At 63.2% G+C, this 18,057-nt stretch carries 16 protein-coding genes; 10 read left to right on the forward strand and 6 right to left on the reverse strand.

The features are described from left to right. Positions 1–101 precede the first annotated feature (101 nt). Together JG747_RS15555 and JG747_RS15560 are read left to right on the forward strand one after the other, a co-directional pair. Positions 102–3,971 (forward strand): ATP-binding protein, encoded by a 3,870-nt coding sequence (locus tag JG747_RS15555; protein ID WP_167626437.1) that lies wholly within the window; start codon positions 102–104, stop codon positions 3,969–3,971. 447 nt (positions 3,972–4,418) lie between these two features. Continuing rightward, positions 4,419–5,921 (forward strand): winged helix-turn-helix domain-containing tetratricopeptide repeat protein, encoded by a 1,503-nt coding sequence (locus tag JG747_RS15560; RefSeq protein ID WP_019859462.1) that lies wholly within the window; start codon positions 4,419–4,421, stop codon positions 5,919–5,921. Between the two features lie 122 nt (positions 5,922–6,043). Here JG747_RS15560 and JG747_RS37540 read toward each other — a convergent pair whose 3' ends face one another. Together JG747_RS37540 and JG747_RS36995 are read right to left on the reverse strand one after the other, a co-directional pair. Next, positions 6,044–6,178, reverse strand: coding sequence for a hypothetical protein (locus JG747_RS37540; protein WP_274609713.1), 135 nt, complete (start codon positions 6,176–6,178; stop codon positions 6,044–6,046). 18 nt (positions 6,179–6,196) lie between these two features. Continuing rightward, positions 6,197–6,463: a hypothetical protein gene (locus JG747_RS36995; protein ID WP_244748406.1), complete on the reverse strand. Its 267-nt coding sequence runs from the start codon at positions 6,461–6,463 to the stop codon at positions 6,197–6,199. A gap of 582 nt (positions 6,464–7,045) precedes the next feature. Here JG747_RS36995 and JG747_RS15570 point away from each other — a divergent pair. The 3 genes from JG747_RS15570 (at position 7,046) to JG747_RS15580 (ending at position 10,187) form a co-directional block, all read left to right on the forward strand. Continuing rightward, on the forward strand, positions 7,046–8,623 hold the full coding sequence (locus JG747_RS15570) for an HD domain-containing phosphohydrolase (RefSeq protein ID WP_202362153.1): 1,578 nt from the start codon (positions 7,046–7,048) through the stop codon (positions 8,621–8,623). Between the two features lie 90 nt (positions 8,624–8,713). After that, positions 8,714–8,986: a hypothetical protein gene (locus JG747_RS15575; protein WP_010910579.1), complete on the forward strand. Its 273-nt coding sequence runs from the start codon at positions 8,714–8,716 to the stop codon at positions 8,984–8,986. A gap of 73 nt (positions 8,987–9,059) precedes the next feature. Then, complete coding sequence (locus JG747_RS15580) at positions 9,060–10,187, forward strand: substrate-binding protein (RefSeq protein WP_202362154.1); 1,128 nt, start codon at positions 9,060–9,062, stop codon at positions 10,185–10,187. 104 nt (positions 10,188–10,291) lie between these two features. Here the strand turns inward: JG747_RS15580 and JG747_RS15585 are convergent, their stop codons facing one another. Both JG747_RS15585 and JG747_RS15590 read right to left on the reverse strand, forming a co-directional pair. After that, positions 10,292–11,227 (reverse strand): hypothetical protein, encoded by a 936-nt coding sequence (locus JG747_RS15585; RefSeq protein ID WP_202362155.1) that lies wholly within the window; start codon positions 11,225–11,227, stop codon positions 10,292–10,294. 94 nt (positions 11,228–11,321) lie between these two features. Further along, on the reverse strand, positions 11,322–12,215 hold the full coding sequence (locus JG747_RS15590) for a LysR family transcriptional regulator (RefSeq protein WP_202362156.1): 894 nt from the start codon (positions 12,213–12,215) through the stop codon (positions 11,322–11,324). A gap of 103 nt (positions 12,216–12,318) precedes the next feature. Between JG747_RS15590 and JG747_RS15595 the strand changes: the two genes are divergently transcribed. Together JG747_RS15595 and JG747_RS15600 are read left to right on the forward strand one after the other, a co-directional pair. Next, the gene (locus JG747_RS15595; protein ID WP_244748407.1) at positions 12,319–13,131 is read left to right on the forward strand and encodes an SDR family oxidoreductase; all 813 of its coding nucleotides are present in this window, start codon (positions 12,319–12,321) and stop codon (positions 13,129–13,131) included. 79 nt (positions 13,132–13,210) lie between these two features. Beyond that, positions 13,211–13,423, forward strand: coding sequence for a tautomerase family protein (locus tag JG747_RS15600; RefSeq protein WP_064981914.1), 213 nt, complete (start codon positions 13,211–13,213; stop codon positions 13,421–13,423). 198 nt (positions 13,424–13,621) lie between these two features. Here JG747_RS15600 and JG747_RS15605 read toward each other — a convergent pair whose 3' ends face one another. After that, positions 13,622–14,617 (reverse strand): AraC family transcriptional regulator, encoded by a 996-nt coding sequence (locus JG747_RS15605; protein WP_244748408.1) that lies wholly within the window; start codon positions 14,615–14,617, stop codon positions 13,622–13,624. 55 nt (positions 14,618–14,672) lie between these two features. Between JG747_RS15605 and JG747_RS15610 the strand changes: the two genes are divergently transcribed. After that, positions 14,673–15,713, forward strand: coding sequence for an SDR family oxidoreductase (locus JG747_RS15610; RefSeq protein ID WP_027047079.1), 1,041 nt, complete (start codon positions 14,673–14,675; stop codon positions 15,711–15,713). Between the two features lie 14 nt (positions 15,714–15,727). On the opposite strand, the gene gcvA is transcribed toward JG747_RS15610, so the two are convergent. Further along, positions 15,728–16,639: a transcriptional regulator GcvA gene (gene gcvA, locus JG747_RS15615; RefSeq protein ID WP_019859451.1), complete on the reverse strand. Its 912-nt coding sequence runs from the start codon at positions 16,637–16,639 to the stop codon at positions 15,728–15,730. Between the two features lie 216 nt (positions 16,640–16,855). On the opposite strand from gcvA, the gene JG747_RS15620 reads away from it, so the two are divergent. Next, complete coding sequence (locus JG747_RS15620) at positions 16,856–17,038, forward strand: DUF1127 domain-containing protein (protein WP_019859450.1); 183 nt, start codon at positions 16,856–16,858, stop codon at positions 17,036–17,038. After that, positions 17,035–17,931, forward strand: a complete 897-nt coding sequence (locus JG747_RS15625) for an NmrA family NAD(P)-binding protein (RefSeq protein ID WP_202362158.1) — start codon at positions 17,035–17,037, stop codon at positions 17,929–17,931. Before JG747_RS15620 ends, JG747_RS15625 begins: the two co-directional genes overlap by 4 nt. Positions 17,932–18,057: the final 126 nt, after the last annotated feature.

Genomic DNA, 18,057 nt, shown 5'->3' on the forward strand with positions numbered 1-18,057 from the left:
AAAGCTCCTTGCTAGAATTCACGGCACGTCTGGAGATCGCCCTGCCGCCATTGAATTTCCAGCTGTCGTGATGTTTGTTGATGTATCCCGATATACGGCCTTTGGTCGAACAGCTGGCACGGCGCGGACAAGAAGGACTTGAAAAAATCCCGAGGCTGCTGAGCCTATCCTATGCCCGATGCGCTGAGCAAATCCTCGATCGTGGCGGTGAAGTGCTTTACTTTGCGGGGGACTCTCTCCTGGCATATTGGGCGGCTGACTCCGACAACCTTGGAGCTGCCGCCCAGGCCGCAGCCGCCTGCGCCGAAGCAATCTGCCGTGATCGCAACGACCGGCCAGACATCTCGACGAGCCAAATTGCTCCGGCCCTACACGTTGGCGTGGGCGCCGGCACACTCTGGGCTGCTTCGTTGGGTGGCCAGCCGGTCTGGAATCTGGTCGCCGGCGGTGATGCCGTCGCTCTGGCTGCAAAATCACAAGCGCTTGCGGGCCGCTGGGAATACGTGCTCTCTGAAAGCGCAATGAAAGCGATCGTTGACGGGGTTGCGGGTCACCAGCAAGTCGGCTTGAAAGCGTCATCGGACCTGCTACGTCCCCAATGGTTGGCGGAGTTCCTGCCTCCACAATTGCAAGATGTGTTGCTTGTTCACGAGCAAAGCGCGAGAATCGCGCTTAACGTTTCTGCGATAGAGATCGATGAAGATCGCCGTTTGGACGCCCGTTTGGATGCACTGGCAGAGATCAGACCCGTTTCCGTACTTTTCGCCCGCATAGTAGGGCTAGATCATCACGATCCGCTTGCGTTGTCCCGTCATCAGACGCTGTGTGTATCACTCCAAGAGATCCTGAGAGGGCGAGGCGGACCGCCTGGTGAGTTGCTTTTCGACGACAAAGGCCTGGTATTCATGGCCGCATTCGGTGCGCGGGGTGCGTTTCACCGTGACGACCCACAGCGTGCCGTCGATGCCGCCCGCGCCATAAGCGTCACCGTTTCGCGATTGGGACTCTCCGTCTCGGTCGGCGTGGCGACAGGCGATGCGTTGTTTCGCGTCGTGGGCAGCTTGCGAAGGCGGCAACTTATGGTCTTCGGCCCGCCGGTCAATCGCGCGGCGCGACTGATGACGGCGGTCTTTGGGGATGTCCTCTGCGACGCACCGACCGAACGGGCGAGCAGGGCGACATTCTCTTTCGAGAAGCGTGGTGCGTTTCAGTTGGAGGGACTTGGGGATATGGCGCCCGTGTTCCGTCCATTGGAGCCCCATTTGCCGGCGCTACTTCCTACGACGCTCATTGGCCGCCACAGTGAACTGGAATTTCTTAGGAGTGCGTTCGAAGAAGCACGCGCCGGCACGACCCGTCTGGTGGCGGTGGTTGGTGAGCCAGGCATCGGGAAAAGCGCACTGGTGAGTGCGTGGTCCGATGAATTGCGTTCGACCGGCACTATGGTTTCGGTGGCACGCGCCGAGCGGGATGATCGACGTACCTCTCTGCTGACGTGGCGGCGTGTACTGGAATCCGTTCTTGGCTTGCCTGCCGACAGCAGTGGCGTCGATGTGCTTGAGAGCCTCATCGCAAGTGTCCAAGGTAATTCGTCAATTCTTGGGCGAGTGCCCTTGCTCGGGGACATGTTGGCCGTCGAGATCGCCCAGAATGAAGGAACTCGGCACCTAGAGGGCGCTCATCGTGCTGATGCTACGATGCGCCTCTTGGGCGATATCATAGGCGAATTGGCGCCACGCCCCTTGGCATTGGTGCTTGAGGATAGTCAGTGGCTCGATTCTGCGTCGTGGCGACTCGTTGAGTGGGTTCTCGGATCACTATCTTCATTGCTTATTATCCTATGCCTGCGCGCCGAGGAGGTTCCGGAGGAGTTCAAAAATCTGCACCGACGGACCCAGGCGGCGCGGAAGAGCGCAACTAGATCGGGAGCCGACGATCCCTCACTCTTCTGTCGCATTCTGGAACTTGAGGAACTCAGTGAAGGATCGATCTCCCAGTTGGCTGCTCGTACATTGGGGGCCGTGCCCCCAGACGAGGAGCTGGCGCGACGGGTCTCGGCGCTGGCCAGCGGCAACCCTTTTTTCGCTGAGGAAATCGCGCTGACATTGAAGAGCGAGGGACTGATCGCCATGCGCGATGGTTTCTGGCGTCCGATCCGTCCACTCGACGGCCTTCGATATTTCGAGGGTGTCGAACGGGTCATACGAGAGCGCGTCGATCGCTTGGATACTGTTGGCCAGGACGTAATCAAGGCCGCAGCGGTAGTAGGGCGTTCGTTCACCAGCGAGGCACTCGAGGTATTGCTTAAGGATGTCTTGCGTCCCGACGCCGTGGGTGCTGCCGTTGAATCTCTTGTGGCCGCGCATTTGGTGCGCCGGGGGAATGTGGAAGGGAACTACGAATTTCGGCACGATCAGACCAGAGACGTCGTCTATGGTTCGATCCCAGGCGATCTGCGGCACAAGCTGCACGGAGCCTTGGCTAGCTGGATCGAATCAAGTCCGGGAGATTCCCTAGGAGCGGACACTGCAGTTCTCGTTCAACACTTTGAGGCCGCCGGCAATGACGAGAAGGCAGTCAAATATGCCGATTTGGCAGCAACGAAGGCGTTACAGACTGGTGCGTTTCGAGAGGTGGCCGCATTTCTTGACATCTGCTTGGCACACGAACCAAAGCAGCCGACTTGGAGCGTTGAACAGAAACTACAGGCGGTACGTTGGCGTAGGCAACTCGCCGAGGCGCATTATAGCCGTGGCGACATTCACGCTCAGGGGATTGCTGTAAGGCGCGCGCTCCGAGTGGCAGGTGAGCCGGTTCTTCGGTCACCTACAACGATTTTGATCCGTCTGCTCTGGCGTGGCTTGCGGCTCGCCTTCCAACAAGCCTACCCCCCATCGCCAAGATGGGTCCAGCGGGATGATCTGCGCTTTTGGGAGCGAGAACTGGCTCGATGCTTGAACCAAGCGGCGATGGTCGACTATTTCGAGCTTCGCTTTTCGCTGGGGATGTACAATCTCGTTGGGGCTGTAACACACGCGGAGCGCACCGGGTTCTCCGTAGAGATGGCAGTCGCGTCCGCGCAACTAGCGTGTGGGCTCGGCATTTTGGGTTGGCGGAACGCGTGCGAACACTTCATGGAAAGGGCAGAACGGGTCGCGCTCGCGCTCGCCGATCCAGCAGTCCATGCCCATGTTTGCAACCTCGACGCGCTCTGGCACCTTGGGCGCTGTGAATGGTCGGTGGTCGATCGCCGCCTCGATCAGTCGCAAGAGTTGTGTCTAAGGGCCGGAGATCAACTGAGTTGGTGCAACGCACAAGGAATGCGCTTCTGGTCATTGTATTATCGCGGCGATCGGAGTGCATTGGAGCATACCTCCCTTGCGCTACTATCGCGCGCGCAGAACGCCGGAAACATCCAGCAAGAAATCTGGGCGCTCCGATGCAAGGCGCTGTGCGTGCTCCATATGGATAACCCTCGTGAAGCGATCGACATCCTTCGACTAATAACGTCCGCGATGCTCGGCTCGGTCGATCTCGCCGCGCAGATCTCGACCAAAGGAGCACTTGCACTTGCCCTCGCGCGTGCCGGTCTGCATGCCGAAAGTATCCAGGCCGCGGTCGAAACACTGCGCTTGTTGCGCGTGATGCGTCGACCGTCTTCCCACAGCACATTGGTCGGCATTTCAGGAGTTTCCGAACTGCTTTTACGTGGCCGTGAAGCTGGGCTCTCGCGCGAGTACGACCAATGGAGCGAATGGGAATGCCAAGCGCTGCATGAGCTCAAACGCTACAGTCGTGTATTTCCAGTCGGCGTTCCACAATACGGTCTTTGGACCGGCGTCGCGCAGTGGTTGGATGGCCGCCACGCCCTCGCCGTCTCTACTTGGAAACAAGCACTGGCAGCGGCTGGGCGGTTGTCCCTACGACAAGACGAATCGATGATTGCCGCAGAGTTGAGACGCCGGCAATAGTGAGGCGAGCTCAAAGGCACACATCCATCATTGTGGCAAATTCTCGCGGACTTGCTCCTGACCAGAAAGGGCGTAGCGGGTCTCTTGAGCCCCCAGCGTGGTTGGATTGCCCGGAGTGCGAGCAAACGGCGCTCCGACATTCAGTCAGCGTATCCTTTGCCCATTGGTTGGCAGCTTTAATGTGAAGGCGGACATCGCTGGCGCCGACCCCATGCGCGGCATCGCGGCATAACGATATTGCAGATTACATTTGTCAGGGTGGAGAGTTGGTCAGTGTCACAGCGGTCCTGTAGGTCAGCAAGCGCTTTCGGATCCAGAGAGCCGTTTGCGATTACCAGTCGTGTCGGCGGTCGCAGTCAGTGGCCTTGATCCGACAGTCGGGGGCAGCAACAGCAATGCTGACGCCGAAACGTTTCCGAAAACTTCCGAAAAGTCTAGTATGCCCAAATGCAGGGGACTCGCATCGCTTTCGGTCCGTTCGTACTCGATCCCGACATCGGTACGCTTCTTAGAGAAGAAACCCCGATAGCTGTTGGGCATCGTGGGCTGACCCTGCTTGCTGCGCTTACGGCACGGCCCGGAGAGATACTGACCAAGGCCGAACTGATGGATGCTGCCTGGCCAGGCACCGCCGTTGAGGAAGGCAACCTTACCGTTCAAATCGCGACACTCAGAAAGGCCCTCGGTCCGGCTGATAACGGCGGCGAGTGGATCGCCACGGTGCCTCGCGTCGGCTACCGCTTCACCGGGACCGTCGAGCCGGTGGCGAGCTCATTCCGCAGGCCTACACCACCGTCCGGCAAGCCGTCGATTGCGGTGCTGCCTTTTGCCAACTTGAGTGGCGATCAGGACCAGCAGTATCTCAGCGACGGCATAACCGAGGACATAATTACGGAGCTGGCCAGGTTCCGGTCCCTACTCGTCATCGCGCGCAATTCATCCTTTCAGTTTCGCCATCCGACATTGGACGTTGCCGAAGTCCATCGCAAACTAGGCGTTCGTTACCTCGTCGAAGGCAGCATACGAAAGCTCGGTGATCGCATTCGGATCACCACACAGTTGATTGATGCCGCCGCCGGCACTCACCTGTGGGCTCAACGGTACGATCGGGCCCTCGACGACATCTTCGCATTGCAAGACGAGCTTGCGGCTCTCATCGCCTCGATGGTCGAAGGCCAAGCGGAGGCCGATTCTGCGAGCCGGACGAGACGCAAGCCTCCGGCCGATTGGGATGCGTACGACTACTACCTGCAGGGGCGCGCACACTTCTACCGATATGAATTGGATAAGTCCGAGCCTCTCTTCGTCCGGTGCATCGAGCTAGATTCGACGTTCGCTCAAGGCCATGCCTTCCTCGCGCAAGCCCTCGTCGGCAGATTTTGGTACGACAACGATCCCCGGACGCTACAGAAGGCCTGGGACTCGGCACAAACGGCGCTCGCTCTCGACAGGAGCGATGGCGTCTGTCACCAGAGCATGGGGCTGGTGCTTATACACATGCGCCAACATGGCGATGCGGGAGTGCATTTCGAGCGCGCGCGCTCGTTGAATCCGTTAGACGTGAACATAGCAGGGGACTACGCAAGCTGGCTCAACTACGGCGGACAGGCCGAGACGGCGCTGAGCGTGCTCGAAGCTGCGCTCCTGCGCGACCCGTTACCTCCGATATGGTTCTGGGAGGTGAAGGGCAGCTCCCTGTTCCTGCTAGGACGGTATTCGGAAGCCGTCGGTTCGTATCAGAAGGCCGGTGACCAATTCTTCATTCACGCCTTCCTCGCGGCGTCGTACGCACATTTGGGCGAGATGGAGAAGGCGCGCGCTGAAGTCGAGAGCGCACTAACGAGGAAATACGACCTGACTGTCCGGCTGATGTCAGGTCTCCCGTTCGCCGACCAAGTCGCCCTCGAGCTGTTCATGTCAGGCTTCAGAAAAGCTGGTCTTCCCGGGTGAAGGCACCAGCTAGCCGAGGCGACGGATTTGACCACAAATGGCCTACTTCACTGGTGGGGCCGTGATCGGCGATGCGCCTCATCCTTGCCGTTCCCGGGCGCCGGCCGAAGGTGTTCGTCTTTCTATTCCAGATACGGGGTCAGCACATCTTCGATCCATTTCATGAATGCGCGGACTCGACGTGACAGGTTGCTGCGATGTGCCACGACGAGGGACACGGCGAGCGCCCGGCGGCGAAAATCGGGTATGATCTCCACCAGCGCTCCACTCTCCACTTATTGGCCAACCCCCAAGAGTGGAGCCTGAATCGGGCCAAGGCCGGCGAGGGCGGCGGCTTCGTAGGTCTGAGCGCTGTTGACGTGTAGCGCACCTGGCAACTGAAGCGTCGCGTAGCTGTCGCCGTCCGGATACTCCCATCCATGGGGTCTTGCGCCCAGCATCGTCGAAAAATGAATTGTCCGATGTTCCTGACGCTGGAGATCCTCCAGCGATCGAGGGACGCCATAGCGCGCCAGATAGGCGGGACTGGCAGCGTTGACCATGCGCAACAGGCCCAGTGGGCGGGCAATCAGCGTCTCGTCCCGTATAGGGCCGGAAGCGTTCGAGCAATTCGGCATCCCGAAGGGCCGCTCCGGACCTGCCGAAGAAATGTTTGGGGCCGTGAATGCAGGTTGGATGGACCTCGGCATTGCGGGTACGGAGCACGTAGCGGGGACGACCTCTGCGCGCGATGTATTCGAGGCTGCACGGAACGCCGCGAAGGCGTAAGCCCGGGATGGATCAGGCATGACACGGAGACTTCCCGCGCCTGCGTCGGACGCGTCGCGGGAAGCGCTCAACAGTCAAGCTAGCGCGAGGCGGCTCCCATTCCCGCCTGCCTCCCACAATGCGCCGCATTTCGCGGCCCTCAAGAATGCCTAGCGATCGGGGTCTCTCTCGTCCGCTTCGCACAATCGATGTAGTCAGGATGCCTAAACGTCCACTTCTGACTATTCCCAGCGTAAAGCTGCCAGACCGCATCCGGTCCAAACAGAACGCTCTGTTTCTTCTACATCCGGCTTGAGATTTTTCCCCTAGGTATCGACGGCGCACGGGGCTAGCATAGGGATCACTGGGGGTGTGCGATGACAGCTGTCTCGATACGCCGGGCGGACTTCATGATGGTCCTGGCTTATGCCTCGGACCTCGCCACTGGCCATTCTCGCGACTTCGCGCTGAAATCCTGCGTGCTTGCAATGCGGATCGCCGACCTCGCGGGTGTTTCCAATGAGGTTCGGCGCAACGCCTACCATCAGTCGATGCTGCGCTATGTCGGCTGCAATGCCGACACGGACCTTCTGTCGGCCACGTTCGGCGACGAGATCGCCCTGCGCCAGGATCTTGTCGGTCTCGACATGGGCAATCGTGCGGAACTGGGCAGGGTCTTCGTGCAGGCCTTCAAGCGGTTCTACTACGATCTCGAGCCTGACGCGCAGGGCAGGGCGATCGAGGCCGCGATGTCGCAGGCGCTCGCGGTGGCGCGCCCGGTGCTCACCGCGCATTGCGAGGTCGCGCAACGGATCGGCGAGCGGCTCGGCCTGTCCGACGAGATCCGGCGCAATCTCGGGCAGATCTACGAACGCTGGGACGGCAAGGGCCTGCCGCGCGGGCTGAGTGGCGAGGATGTCCTGCCCGCCGTGCGCCTGATCACATTGGCGCAGGATGCGATTGCGCTCAGCGATGCCGTCGGCATCGACGGGATGGCCGAAACCGTCGCCAGCCGCGGCGATGGTCCATACGAAGCGGATCTGGCCCGGCTCGTCTCGGCCAACGCGGCGGTCCTGATGGAGGGCATCGGCGCGACGGTCGACCGCGAAACCATCCTGGCGCTCGAGCCGGATCCGCCGGTGACGCTGGACGAGGGGGCTTGCGATGAGGCGTTCCTGGCCATAGCCGACATGATCGACATGCGCATGCCGTTTACGCAGGGCCATTCGAGGATGGTGTCGGAACTGGCCATGGGTGCGGGCAAACGGATCGGGCTGCCCGACCTTGACGTTCGCGCGCTGCGCTGGTCGGGCTGCATCCACGACATTGGCGAACTGGTGGTGCCGGTGGCGACCTGGATGCGCAACGGTCCGCTGTCGGTGCGCGAACGCGACGCCGCACAACTGCACGCCTATTACGGCGAGCGGGCCCTGGCCTCGTTCGGTCGCGAGGGCGAGGCGATGGCCGCGCTCGTGCTTCGCCATCACGAGCGCCTGGATGGCTCCGGCTATCACCGCAAGGTCGGCGGCTCGGACCTGTCCCCGGCGGCAAGGATCCTGGCCGCTGCCGAAGCCTTCCAGACGTCGCGAGAAGAACGTCCGCACCGCAAGGCGCTGTCCAGCGAGGCGGCCGCCGCCCAGCTGCGCGCCGCCGTGCGTGACGGCTGTATCTGCCCCGACGCCGCCGAGGCCGTATTGTCCTTCGCCGGGCAGCCATCGCGGCGAGCCGTGCCGCAAGCGCTGGCCGGCATGACGCCGCGCGAGATCGAGGTGCTGCGCCTGATCGCCGCCGGGCTCACGGCGAAGGAAGTGGCCAAAAAGTTGGATATCTCGCCCAAGACCGCGGACCACCATATTCAAAGCGTCTATTCCAAGATCGGCGTGACCACCCGTGCCGCGGCCGCGCTCTACGCGGTCGAGCACGGCCTTGTCCGACCAGGCGAAACGCAAGCATAGGGAATCCACCCCATGTGCGCCCGCTCCGGGGCGCGCATCGTAGTCCTGTCGACGGTTCAATGGTGACCGCGACCGACAGGAGGAAATCAGATGCTTCTCGCAACCACCAAAGTGGCTGATATCGACCACTTCATCCGTATCTTTTCGACCAAGGGCGCAGACAAGCGCCGGCTGCACGGCTCGAACGGCGCGACCGTCTTCCGCGACCCCAGCGAGCCCGACCGCGTCTGGGCGATCTTCGACTGGGACGCCGAGGGCTGGAAGAATTTCGTGTCCGATCCGGAGGTGCCAGCGATCCTGCAGGAAGCCGGCCATGTCGGCAAGCCGCAGGCGGCGCTGCTGCTCGGCCACTACGAGGCCTGAAGCCCCGCATTGAGCGCCGCCTGCCGCTCGGCGGCGGCGCGTGCCCGACGAACCCCAGATTTGGAGAAATCAAATGGATCCGAAACCCATCAAGATCGGTCTTATCGCCGAACTCACCGGCCCATTGTCTTTCATGGGCGTTGCAAATGCGAACCTCACCACCATGCTTGTCGACGACATCAACGCCAAAGGCGGCCTCCTCGGCCGGCCAGTGGAACTCGTCATCGAGGATGGCGAGACCACAGACAGCGTTGCCAAGGCAAAGGCCGCGAAACTCGTCGACGTCGACAAGGTCGACGTGGTCGTCGGCGGCATCTACAGTTCGACCCGCCTGGCCATCAAGAGCGAGGCGGTCACCCGGGGCAGGACGCTCTACATCTACACCGAGCAGTATGAGGGACAGGAAAACGATCCCCTGATCTTCTGCACCGGGCCTGTGCCCGCCCAGCAGGTCGAGCCGCTGATACCATGGCTCATGAACAGCACCGGCGCGAAACGGTTCTATTTGCCGTCGGCCGATTACATCTGGCCCCATTTGCTGAACAAGGCGGCGAGCCGGGCGGTGCGCGCCAATGGCGGCGAGATCGTCAGCGAGGAGTATTTTCCGCTGGACACCGTCGATTTCCGGCGGACGGTGCGGCAGATCATGGCGAGCGGCACCGACGTGGTCTTCAACACCATCGTCCCGCCGGGCCTGACGCCGTTCCTCGAAGAACTGCACAAGGCCGGTTTCGGCAAACGCGGCGGCAAGATCGTCTGCACCTACTTCGACGAGAACTTCTTCAATCTGGTGCCGTCCGATCAGATCGAAGGCCTCTACAGCTGCCTCGACTACTACCAGGAACTCGACGAACCGTTCGGTCGCGCGCTGTTGCGCCGCTACGGTGAGCGGTTCCCTGGTGGGGCTACCCTGACCGCGGGCAGCGGATGCACCGGGCACTACCGGGCGATCAAGATGTGGGAAGCGGCGGTGAAGGAAGCGGGCAGTGCCGAGCGGGACGCGGTCATCCGGGCTCTCGATCACGCCCGCATCAGCCAGGGACCGGGTGGTCCGGCCGAAATGGTCCCCGGCCAGCATCATGTTCGCATGAACATGTACATAGCGCAGGCGCAGGGCGGTCGATTCCGGGTTGTGAAGAATTTGGGTTCGATCGATCCCAACGAGCGCGCGCTTAGCGACGAACTAAGCAACGCGGGGTAACCGGCGGCGTCGGAAACGGACAGTCCGCTTCCGGCGCTAACCCGGTGTTTGAAGGTGTTTGGCGCTGTCACCAGAGCAGCGGACCTTGCCCGCTGGTTCACACCTCACGACCCCTGGCCGTAGCGGAGCAGTTTGAAGCAGTCGCCGCTGCCCGACTTCGACTGTGATAGCACCGATCTTGAGCGGTCGAGCCATTCCTGGTGCGACCTGGCATCGGCCTCGATCGCATTGACGGGGGCCGCGCCGACGAAGCCGCGCCCTTGGCTGAACAGCCAGCACGCGCGGGCCAGATGCTGCCTGGAGCGCTGGCGCAGCAGATCGGCATCGTAGAAGATGTCGAGCACCTCCTGCTTGACCCGGCGCTCCTTTTCCGGGTCGGCGACCGCTGCCTCCGCCGGATCGCCGCCGATCGTGTCCCGCAGGTCCTTGTAGTCGAGGGCGAGCTGGGTGGTGGCGTATTTGATCTCGCTCTCGTCGCGCACGATGTCGAACCACAGCCTGGAATCGAGCTCGTTGACGACAAAAGAGGATTCGAAATCGCGCGACAGGTTCAGCACCTCGAAGTCCGCGAGATCGACGTCGCGCTCGACCAGCAGGATCCTGGCCGCCTGTTTGCCGAGCTCTGTCCCGTGAAGACTGACCGCGGTGTTCTTGCCGCCGAGTTGAGGGCTGAGATAAGGCCCGCCTTCATCCAGCAACTCGTCGAATTCCTCCAGCGACTGCATGACCGGCGCGCCGCGGGCAATGCGCGCGGCGAGTTTGGCGAGAACCTGCTGCAGTTCCGTCTCGCGTCGGCGCTGGTCCTGATAGTTCTGCTGGAAGAAGAAGATGAACAGCGACACGCCGATACCGATCAGGATCACGCCCAGCTGCGAAAAGATGTTGCGATAATATTCGAGCAGCTTTTCGCGATGGCGCACGTCGTGGCGCACGCTGTGGGCGACGCGAAGATTGACGATCAGCGACAGGATGAGCAGCCCGGCGCCGACCAGGATGAGGCCGCCGATGAGGAGGTAGCCATGGCCCGTGCTGAAATCCATCCCTTTGCCCCAAGACCCCAGACTGCGCAGAATACTGCCATTTTGCTTCAATACCTACGGTTTCGTCGCGATGGGGTCGATGGCGGCGAGATTCCTACAGGTTCGCCTCGGCGAAGATGCGCGCGGCCCAGTCGAGGAAGACGCGCAGGCGCGGCGAGAGCTGGCGGTTCTGCGGGTAGAGCGCCGACAGCGGTGTCGGCGAGGGCGGGTAGTCGGCCAGCACTTCGACCAGCATGCCCTGAGCAAGATCCTTCTCGAAGCGATAGCGCGGCGCCTGGATGAGGCCGAGGCCGAGCCGCGCCAGGTCGGCGGCGGTGTCGGAATTGTTGGCGGCGACGCGGCCCGGCAGCCTGATCTCGCGGGTCTTGCCGCCGACGGTGAATTCGAAGGGCAGCACCTCGCCGGTGCGCGACGAGACGAAGCCCACCGCCTGATGGCTGTCGAGCGCGTCGGGGGAGGCCGGTGTGCCGTGGCGAGAGAGATAGGCGGGACTGGCGCAGGTCATCTCGCGGATCATCCCCAGCCGGCGCATGATCATGCCGCTGTCGGGCGGCTCGCCCACACGGATGACGCAATCGACGCCTTCGCGCACGAGGTCGACCAGCCGGTCGCTCTGGCCGATCTGCAGGTCGATGCGGGGGTAGCGTGCAAGAAACTCCGGCAGGCGCGGCAACAGGAAGGTGCGGGTGAGCAGCGTGCTGGCGTCGATGCGCAGCAGGCCGAAGGGTTCGGCCTTGCGGAAGGCGGCTTCCGCATCCTCGATCTCGGCCAGGATCGACAGGCAGCGCCGGTAATAGGCCCCGCCGTCCTGCGTGGCGTTCACCTGCCGCGTCGTCCGCTCCAATAGCCGCGCGCCGAGATGTTCTTCGAGCCGGCGGATCGCTTCCGTCGCGGTTGAGCGCGGCAGGCCGAGATCGGCGGCGGCAGCGGTGAAACTGCGCCGCTCAAGCACGCGAACGAAGAGCCGCATCGTGTCCAGGCGATCCATGCTCTTTGTTCGCAATTTCCGAATAGTGATGTCAAGAGACGGCTGATTATCCGGCAAATGGCTGTGTCTATATCCGTGTCACCAGCAATACGGAGAGACGTCCATGACAAACCAGCAGACAAGTGCGGGCCAGCAGACAGGTACGGGCCAGCAGACAAGTACGGGCCAGCAGACAAGTTCGGGCAACCCAATCAGAACCGCGATCGTGACCGGCGCTTCCAAGGGCATTGGCGCGGCGATCGGGCGGCGGCTTGCCCGCGACGGCTTCGCCGTCGTCGTCAATTATGCACGGGGCCGCGCCGAGGCCGAAGCGGTCGTCGGCGCGATCGAAGCCGAAGGCGGCAAGGCGATCGCCGTGCAGGCCGACATCGCCGATCCCACGGGCATCGCCACCCTTTTCGATGCCGGCGAGAAGGTGTTCGGCGGCGTCGATATCCTTGTCAACAATGCCGGCATCATGAAGCTGTCGCCGATCGCGCAGACCGACGATGCGTCCTTCGACGCGCAGATCACGGTCAATCTCGGCGGAGTGTTCCGGGGCATGCGCGAGGGCGCGAAACGCCTGCGCGAGGGCGGCCGCATCGTTAATTTCTCGAGCAGCGTCGTCGGCCTCTACCAGCCGGGCTACAGCGTCTATGCCGCCACCAAGGCGGCGGTCGAAGCGATGACGCATGTCCTGGCCAAGGAGCTCGGCGCGCGGCGCGTCACCGTCAACGCCGTGGCGCCCGGCCCTGTCGAGACCGCGCTGTTCATGGACGGCAAGAGCGCGGCGCAGGTCGAGGCTACGGCCAAGATGATCCCGCTCGGCCGGCTCGGCCAGCCCGACGACATTGCCGGCGTCGTGTCGTTCCTGGCCGGGCCGGACAGTGGCTGGGTCAACGGACAAATCATACGTGCCAATGGCGGCGCGATCTGAGGGGCAGTCGCCGGTGTCTTCAGCGACCCGCTCCACCCCAAAGCCTGAAACCCAATCCGCACCAGAAAAGGAAACGATGATGCCATTCGCTAACATCAAGATCCCGCAGGCCGCGCTCTCCAGAGCGCAGAAGAAAGACCTCATCCACCGGACCACCGCCATGTTCGTCGACTTTTTCGGCGAAGGCGTGCGGCCCACCACGATGGTGCTGGTCGAGGAGGTCGCCGACGGCGGCTATGGCCGGGCCGACGAGGTGTTCGTCATACCGGAAGCCTATCGCGCCAAGGAGTAGGGGCGGCCCTGGTCGGCAGGCCTCATATGACGACTGGTTGCCGCTGATACCAACGTCCGCTCTGTGCGCGGGGGCCTTCAATGCATGTCGGTTCCCTGAAAATCGATGCCCCCCTTTCGGGCGGCATGCATCAGGCCCGAGACAGGTGGACAGTCCCGAGCTGTCCACCTGTCCTGGGCCCCTGCCTCTCCTGATTTTTCAAGATACCAGGCTCAGCGACCGCGCTTCGGCGTCACCCGACCGTTCGGCTTTCCCCGCGGTTCGATACCGCTTGGGCGCGGTGCCGGTGGCGCGCTTGAAGGCATTGCTGAAGGCGCTTTCCGAGGTGTAGCCAAGGGAGCGGGCAAGCACCGCCACCGGGGTATCTTCCTCGCGCAAGGCGCGCTCGGCCAAATGCATGCGCCATTGCGTCAGGTAGGTCAGCGGCGCGACACCGGCGGTCTGCTTGAAATGGAAGGCAAAACTGGTGCGCGACATGGCGGCGGCCCTGGCGAGTTCCTCCAGATGCCAGTCGCGACCGGGGTCGCCATGCATCAGCCGCAGCGCCGGCGCCAGGCGCGGATCGGCGAGTGCGCGCAGCCAGCCGGCGGGCATCAGGCTCGACGTCTGCAGATGCGCCCGCAGCACCTGGATGAACAGAAGTTGCGCCAGCTGCGCCGAGGCAAGGCTGGCGCCCGGCTGGCCATCCGCCTGCTCGCGCACCAGCTGGTCAAGGATCCAGCGCAGGATTGTCGCTTGCGGCGACGAGGCGTGGATGTGGATCCACGGCGGCAAGACGTCGGCCAGCAGCCGCCCGCTCGCCTGGTCGAGCAGCACATGGCCGCCAATATGCGTAAAATCCTTGCCGTCGCCGAGTTGGGCGATCTTGCAACCGGAGAACACCGCCATCGCGTCGAGCGGCGGCACGGACAGGTCGCTGGCGAGGATGAAGGAGCGCCGCGATGCCAAAAGCAGCACGTCTCCTGTTTGTGCATGCACCGGCTCGTCCTCGCCCTCGAGGCGGATCCAGCAACTGCCCTTCACCACGGCGAAGAATTTGATTTTTTCGGGCGCCGGAAAGCGCAGCGCCCATGCTCCGCCGGCAGTGAAGCCGCCTGTCACCATGGTTTGCGCGCTGGTGAATTTGAGGATGTCGGAGAAGGGGTCACCGGTCATTTTCGTACTTTCGCGCAATTTATGCGGATTTTCAAGCATTCACAATCCGATCCGGTGCGCCTAGCTGATGGCCAATGAACATCAGGAGACTGACATGAACGACGAACTGGTGCTGGTGACCGGGGGCTCTGGCTTCATTGCATCGCACTGCATGCTGAAGCTGCTCGACGCCGGTTATCGCGTGCGCACGACGGTGCGTTCGCTCGAGCGCGAAGCCGAGGTGCGCGCGATGCTCAGGGAAGGCGGCGCCGAGCCCGGCGATCGGCTGTCCTTCGTCGCCGCCGACCTGACCGGGGACGCTGGCTGGGCGGAGGCCGTCGCCGGCTGCGCCTATGTCATGCATGGCGCATCGCCGACGCCCTCCGGCAGCCAGACGCGCGAGGAGGATTGGGTGAGGCCCGCCGTCGACGGCGTGCTGCGGGTGCTCAAGGCCGCGCGCGATGCCGGCATAAAACGCGTGGTGCTGACCTCGGCCATCGGTGCTGTCGCCATGGGCCATGCGCCGCAGACACGGCCGTTCAACGAGACCGACTGGTCCGACCTCAGCGGCGCCGTCGCGCCCTACCAGAGATCGAAGACGCTGTCGGAGCGCGCCGCCTGGGATTTCATCGCTCGCGAGGGCGGCGGCCTCGAACTCTCCGTCGTCAATCCGGTCGCTGTGCTCGGCCCGGTGCTCGCCGCCGATTTCTCGCATTCGATCGGGCTGATCAAGCGGCTGATGGACGGCATGCCCGGTTGTCCTCGGGTCAACTCAGGCTATGTCGACGTGCGCGACCTGGCCGATCTGCATCTGCTGGCGATGACCAGTCCTGCGGCCAAGGGCGAGCGCTTCATCGGTATTTCGGGCCACAGCCTGTGGATGGCGGATGTTGCGAAAGTGCTGCGGCGCAGGATGGGCGCGGCAGCAGCCAAGGTGCCGACCAGGGAGATTCCCAATTGGATGATCCGCCTGCTGGCGCTGCGTGGCGATCCCACGACGAAGATGCTGGCCAGGCATCTCGGGGTGATGATGGACGCCACCAGCGAAAAGGCGACGCGCCTGCTTGGCTGGACGCCGCGCCCGGCCGAGGAGGCGATCGTCGCCACGGCCGAGAGTTTGTTGCGGCTGGGGTTGGTGGGTGGGTCAAAAGCGTAGGCGGGTCTTTCGCCTCAATCCCTCCGAGACATCCCGACCCAGTCAGCCGCCACCTCGGCGAACAGCCAGTCGCGGAACGCCTTGATCTTCTTCTGCCGCAGCGCGCCGTCGGGATAGACAAGGTAGTAGCTGGCCGCCGATTTCAGCGCGAGGTCGAAGGGCCGCACCAGTCGCCCTGCCGCGAGGTCGGCCGAGACCAGCGCGCTGCGGCCGAGCAGCACGCCTTCGCCATGCACGGCAGCCTCGACGGCGAAGGTGGCGGAATCGAAGCGCACGCCGCGCTTGGGGTCGATGCCATCGACTCCGGCCTGCTGCAGCCATGTCGCCCAGTCGATGCGAAAGGCGTCATGGATCAATTTGTGGTGCCTGAGGTCCTCGGGCCGGCGCAGCGGATGTTCGCCTTGCAGCAATTCCGGGCTGCAGACCGGGAAGACCTCTTCGTCAGCGAGAAATTCCGCCGTCACGCCGGTGTAGCCGCCCTTGCCGTAGCGGATGGCGACGTCGATGCCGTCGCTGACGAAATCGGCCAGCACGCCCGAGGTCGCCAGCCGCACGTCGATATCGGCATTGGCGCGGTGGAAGCGATGCAGCCTCGGCACCAGCCAGCGGCCGGCGAAGCCGTCCGACGTCGAGACGTTCAGGATGCGCGTCGAGCGGTCGGGCGTGGCGGCGATGGTGGCGGCGGCGATCTGGTCGAGCGCCTTGCCGACCTCGACCGCATAGGCCGCACCGACGGCGGTCAGGCGCACGGATCGCGTTCCCCGATCGAAAAGCTGGATGCCGAGCCTGTCCTCGATGTTGCGGATGGCGCGGCTGACCGCGCCATGGGTGAGGTTGAGCTCTTCCGCCGCCCTGGAGAAGCTCAGATGCCTTGCCGCGGCGTCGAAAGCGGGCAGGGCGGTGAGGGGCGGCAATCTGCGCGGCATGGCCTCGACCTGTGAGTGTTGCTCACAAATCCTGCACAAAGAGTCGTTTGTCGTCCAGCCCGAAAATGCACAATATCGCTGCGTACCGCGCATCGATATCGACCTCTCCGGTTCTCCGATGCGTTGAAAGACCAACGAAATATGTGAGCGATCGTCATGCTCGCCCGATGGGCGGCACGAGCACGCTTGCGCCCTGACGAACGTAGGAGACAGACAATGACCTTGACCCTTGGATCCATTGGCGCCGCGATGAGCGGCCTCGCCATGCGCAGCACGGCAGCCTTCGAGCGCCGCCGCGTGCGACGCCGGATTTCCCGGTTTTCCGACCGCCGCTTGCGCGACATTGGCCTGGAGCGCGACTGGGACGGTTCCATCCTGCGCAATGGGAGGGGGATATGACCAGCACCCTGATCATCGGCGCGACGGGGCTCCTGGGCAGCGAAATGGCCAAGGCCAGCGCGCGCAATGGCGACAGCCTGCATGTCCTGGTTCGGCCAGCAACCTCAGCCAATGAAGAGCGGATGCGGCTGCTCAAGGCGTTGGGCGCCACGGTGCATGTCGGCGATCTCGACGATTATGGCAGCCTCGTGCGCGCCGTCGGCAAGGTCGACCGCGTCATCAGCTCGGTGCATGTGGGTTCGGCCAGCGAGATGACGCTGGTGCGCGCAGTGAAAGATGTCGGGGTCTCCCGCTTCGTGCCCTCCGCCGGCTTCGGCCTCGACTTTGCCGCCGCCGCCCCCGGCACGATCGCACCGCTCGACATCAAGAGGGCCGTGTTCGACGCGGTCAGGGAAGCTGATCTGCCCTATACGATCATCTATACCAACGGCTTCTTCTCGACCTGGGTGGCGACGCTGGGCGATTTGACGCGCTTCGGTTCGGCCGTGCTGCCGCCGGATGAGGTGACGCTCTATGGCGACGGCACCGTTCCGGCGACCTTCGTCAGCGAGAAGGATATCGCCGCCGTCACCATGCGGGCGCTGGAGGATCCCGCCGCAGTCCGCACGGAAATCCGCATCGCGCGGAACAGGATCACGCAGGGCCAGATGATCGACCTCTGGCGCCGCGTCAGCGGCCGCTCGCCGCGCGTCGTGAATATGAGCGCTGAGGAGTTGGAGGCGTTGATCGCCGCTGTGCCCGGCCTTGGTCTGTTGCGGGCGTTCTGGATCCGCGGCGAGACTGCGCTGGAGACGGATACTGTGGAGGCGGGTGTGCTTTATCCGGAGCTGAGGTTTGAGAGCATTGAGAGTGCATTTGTAGCGATGGCCGAGAGGGGTGGAAGGACTGGGTGAAGGGGGCGCTGAGCGGCAAGGGCCGGCGTTCTGTCGCGCCCCCTCTGTCCTGCCGGACAGAGGGGGCGCCGTAGAGTGTGACGGGCATGGTTGGCGTTGCGACAGTGGTTGACCGAACCGTCCATC

The sequence above is a fragment of the Mesorhizobium sp. 131-3-5 genome (assembly GCF_016756575.1).
GTDB classification, from domain to species: domain Bacteria; phylum Pseudomonadota; class Alphaproteobacteria; order Rhizobiales; family Rhizobiaceae; genus Mesorhizobium; species Mesorhizobium jarvisii.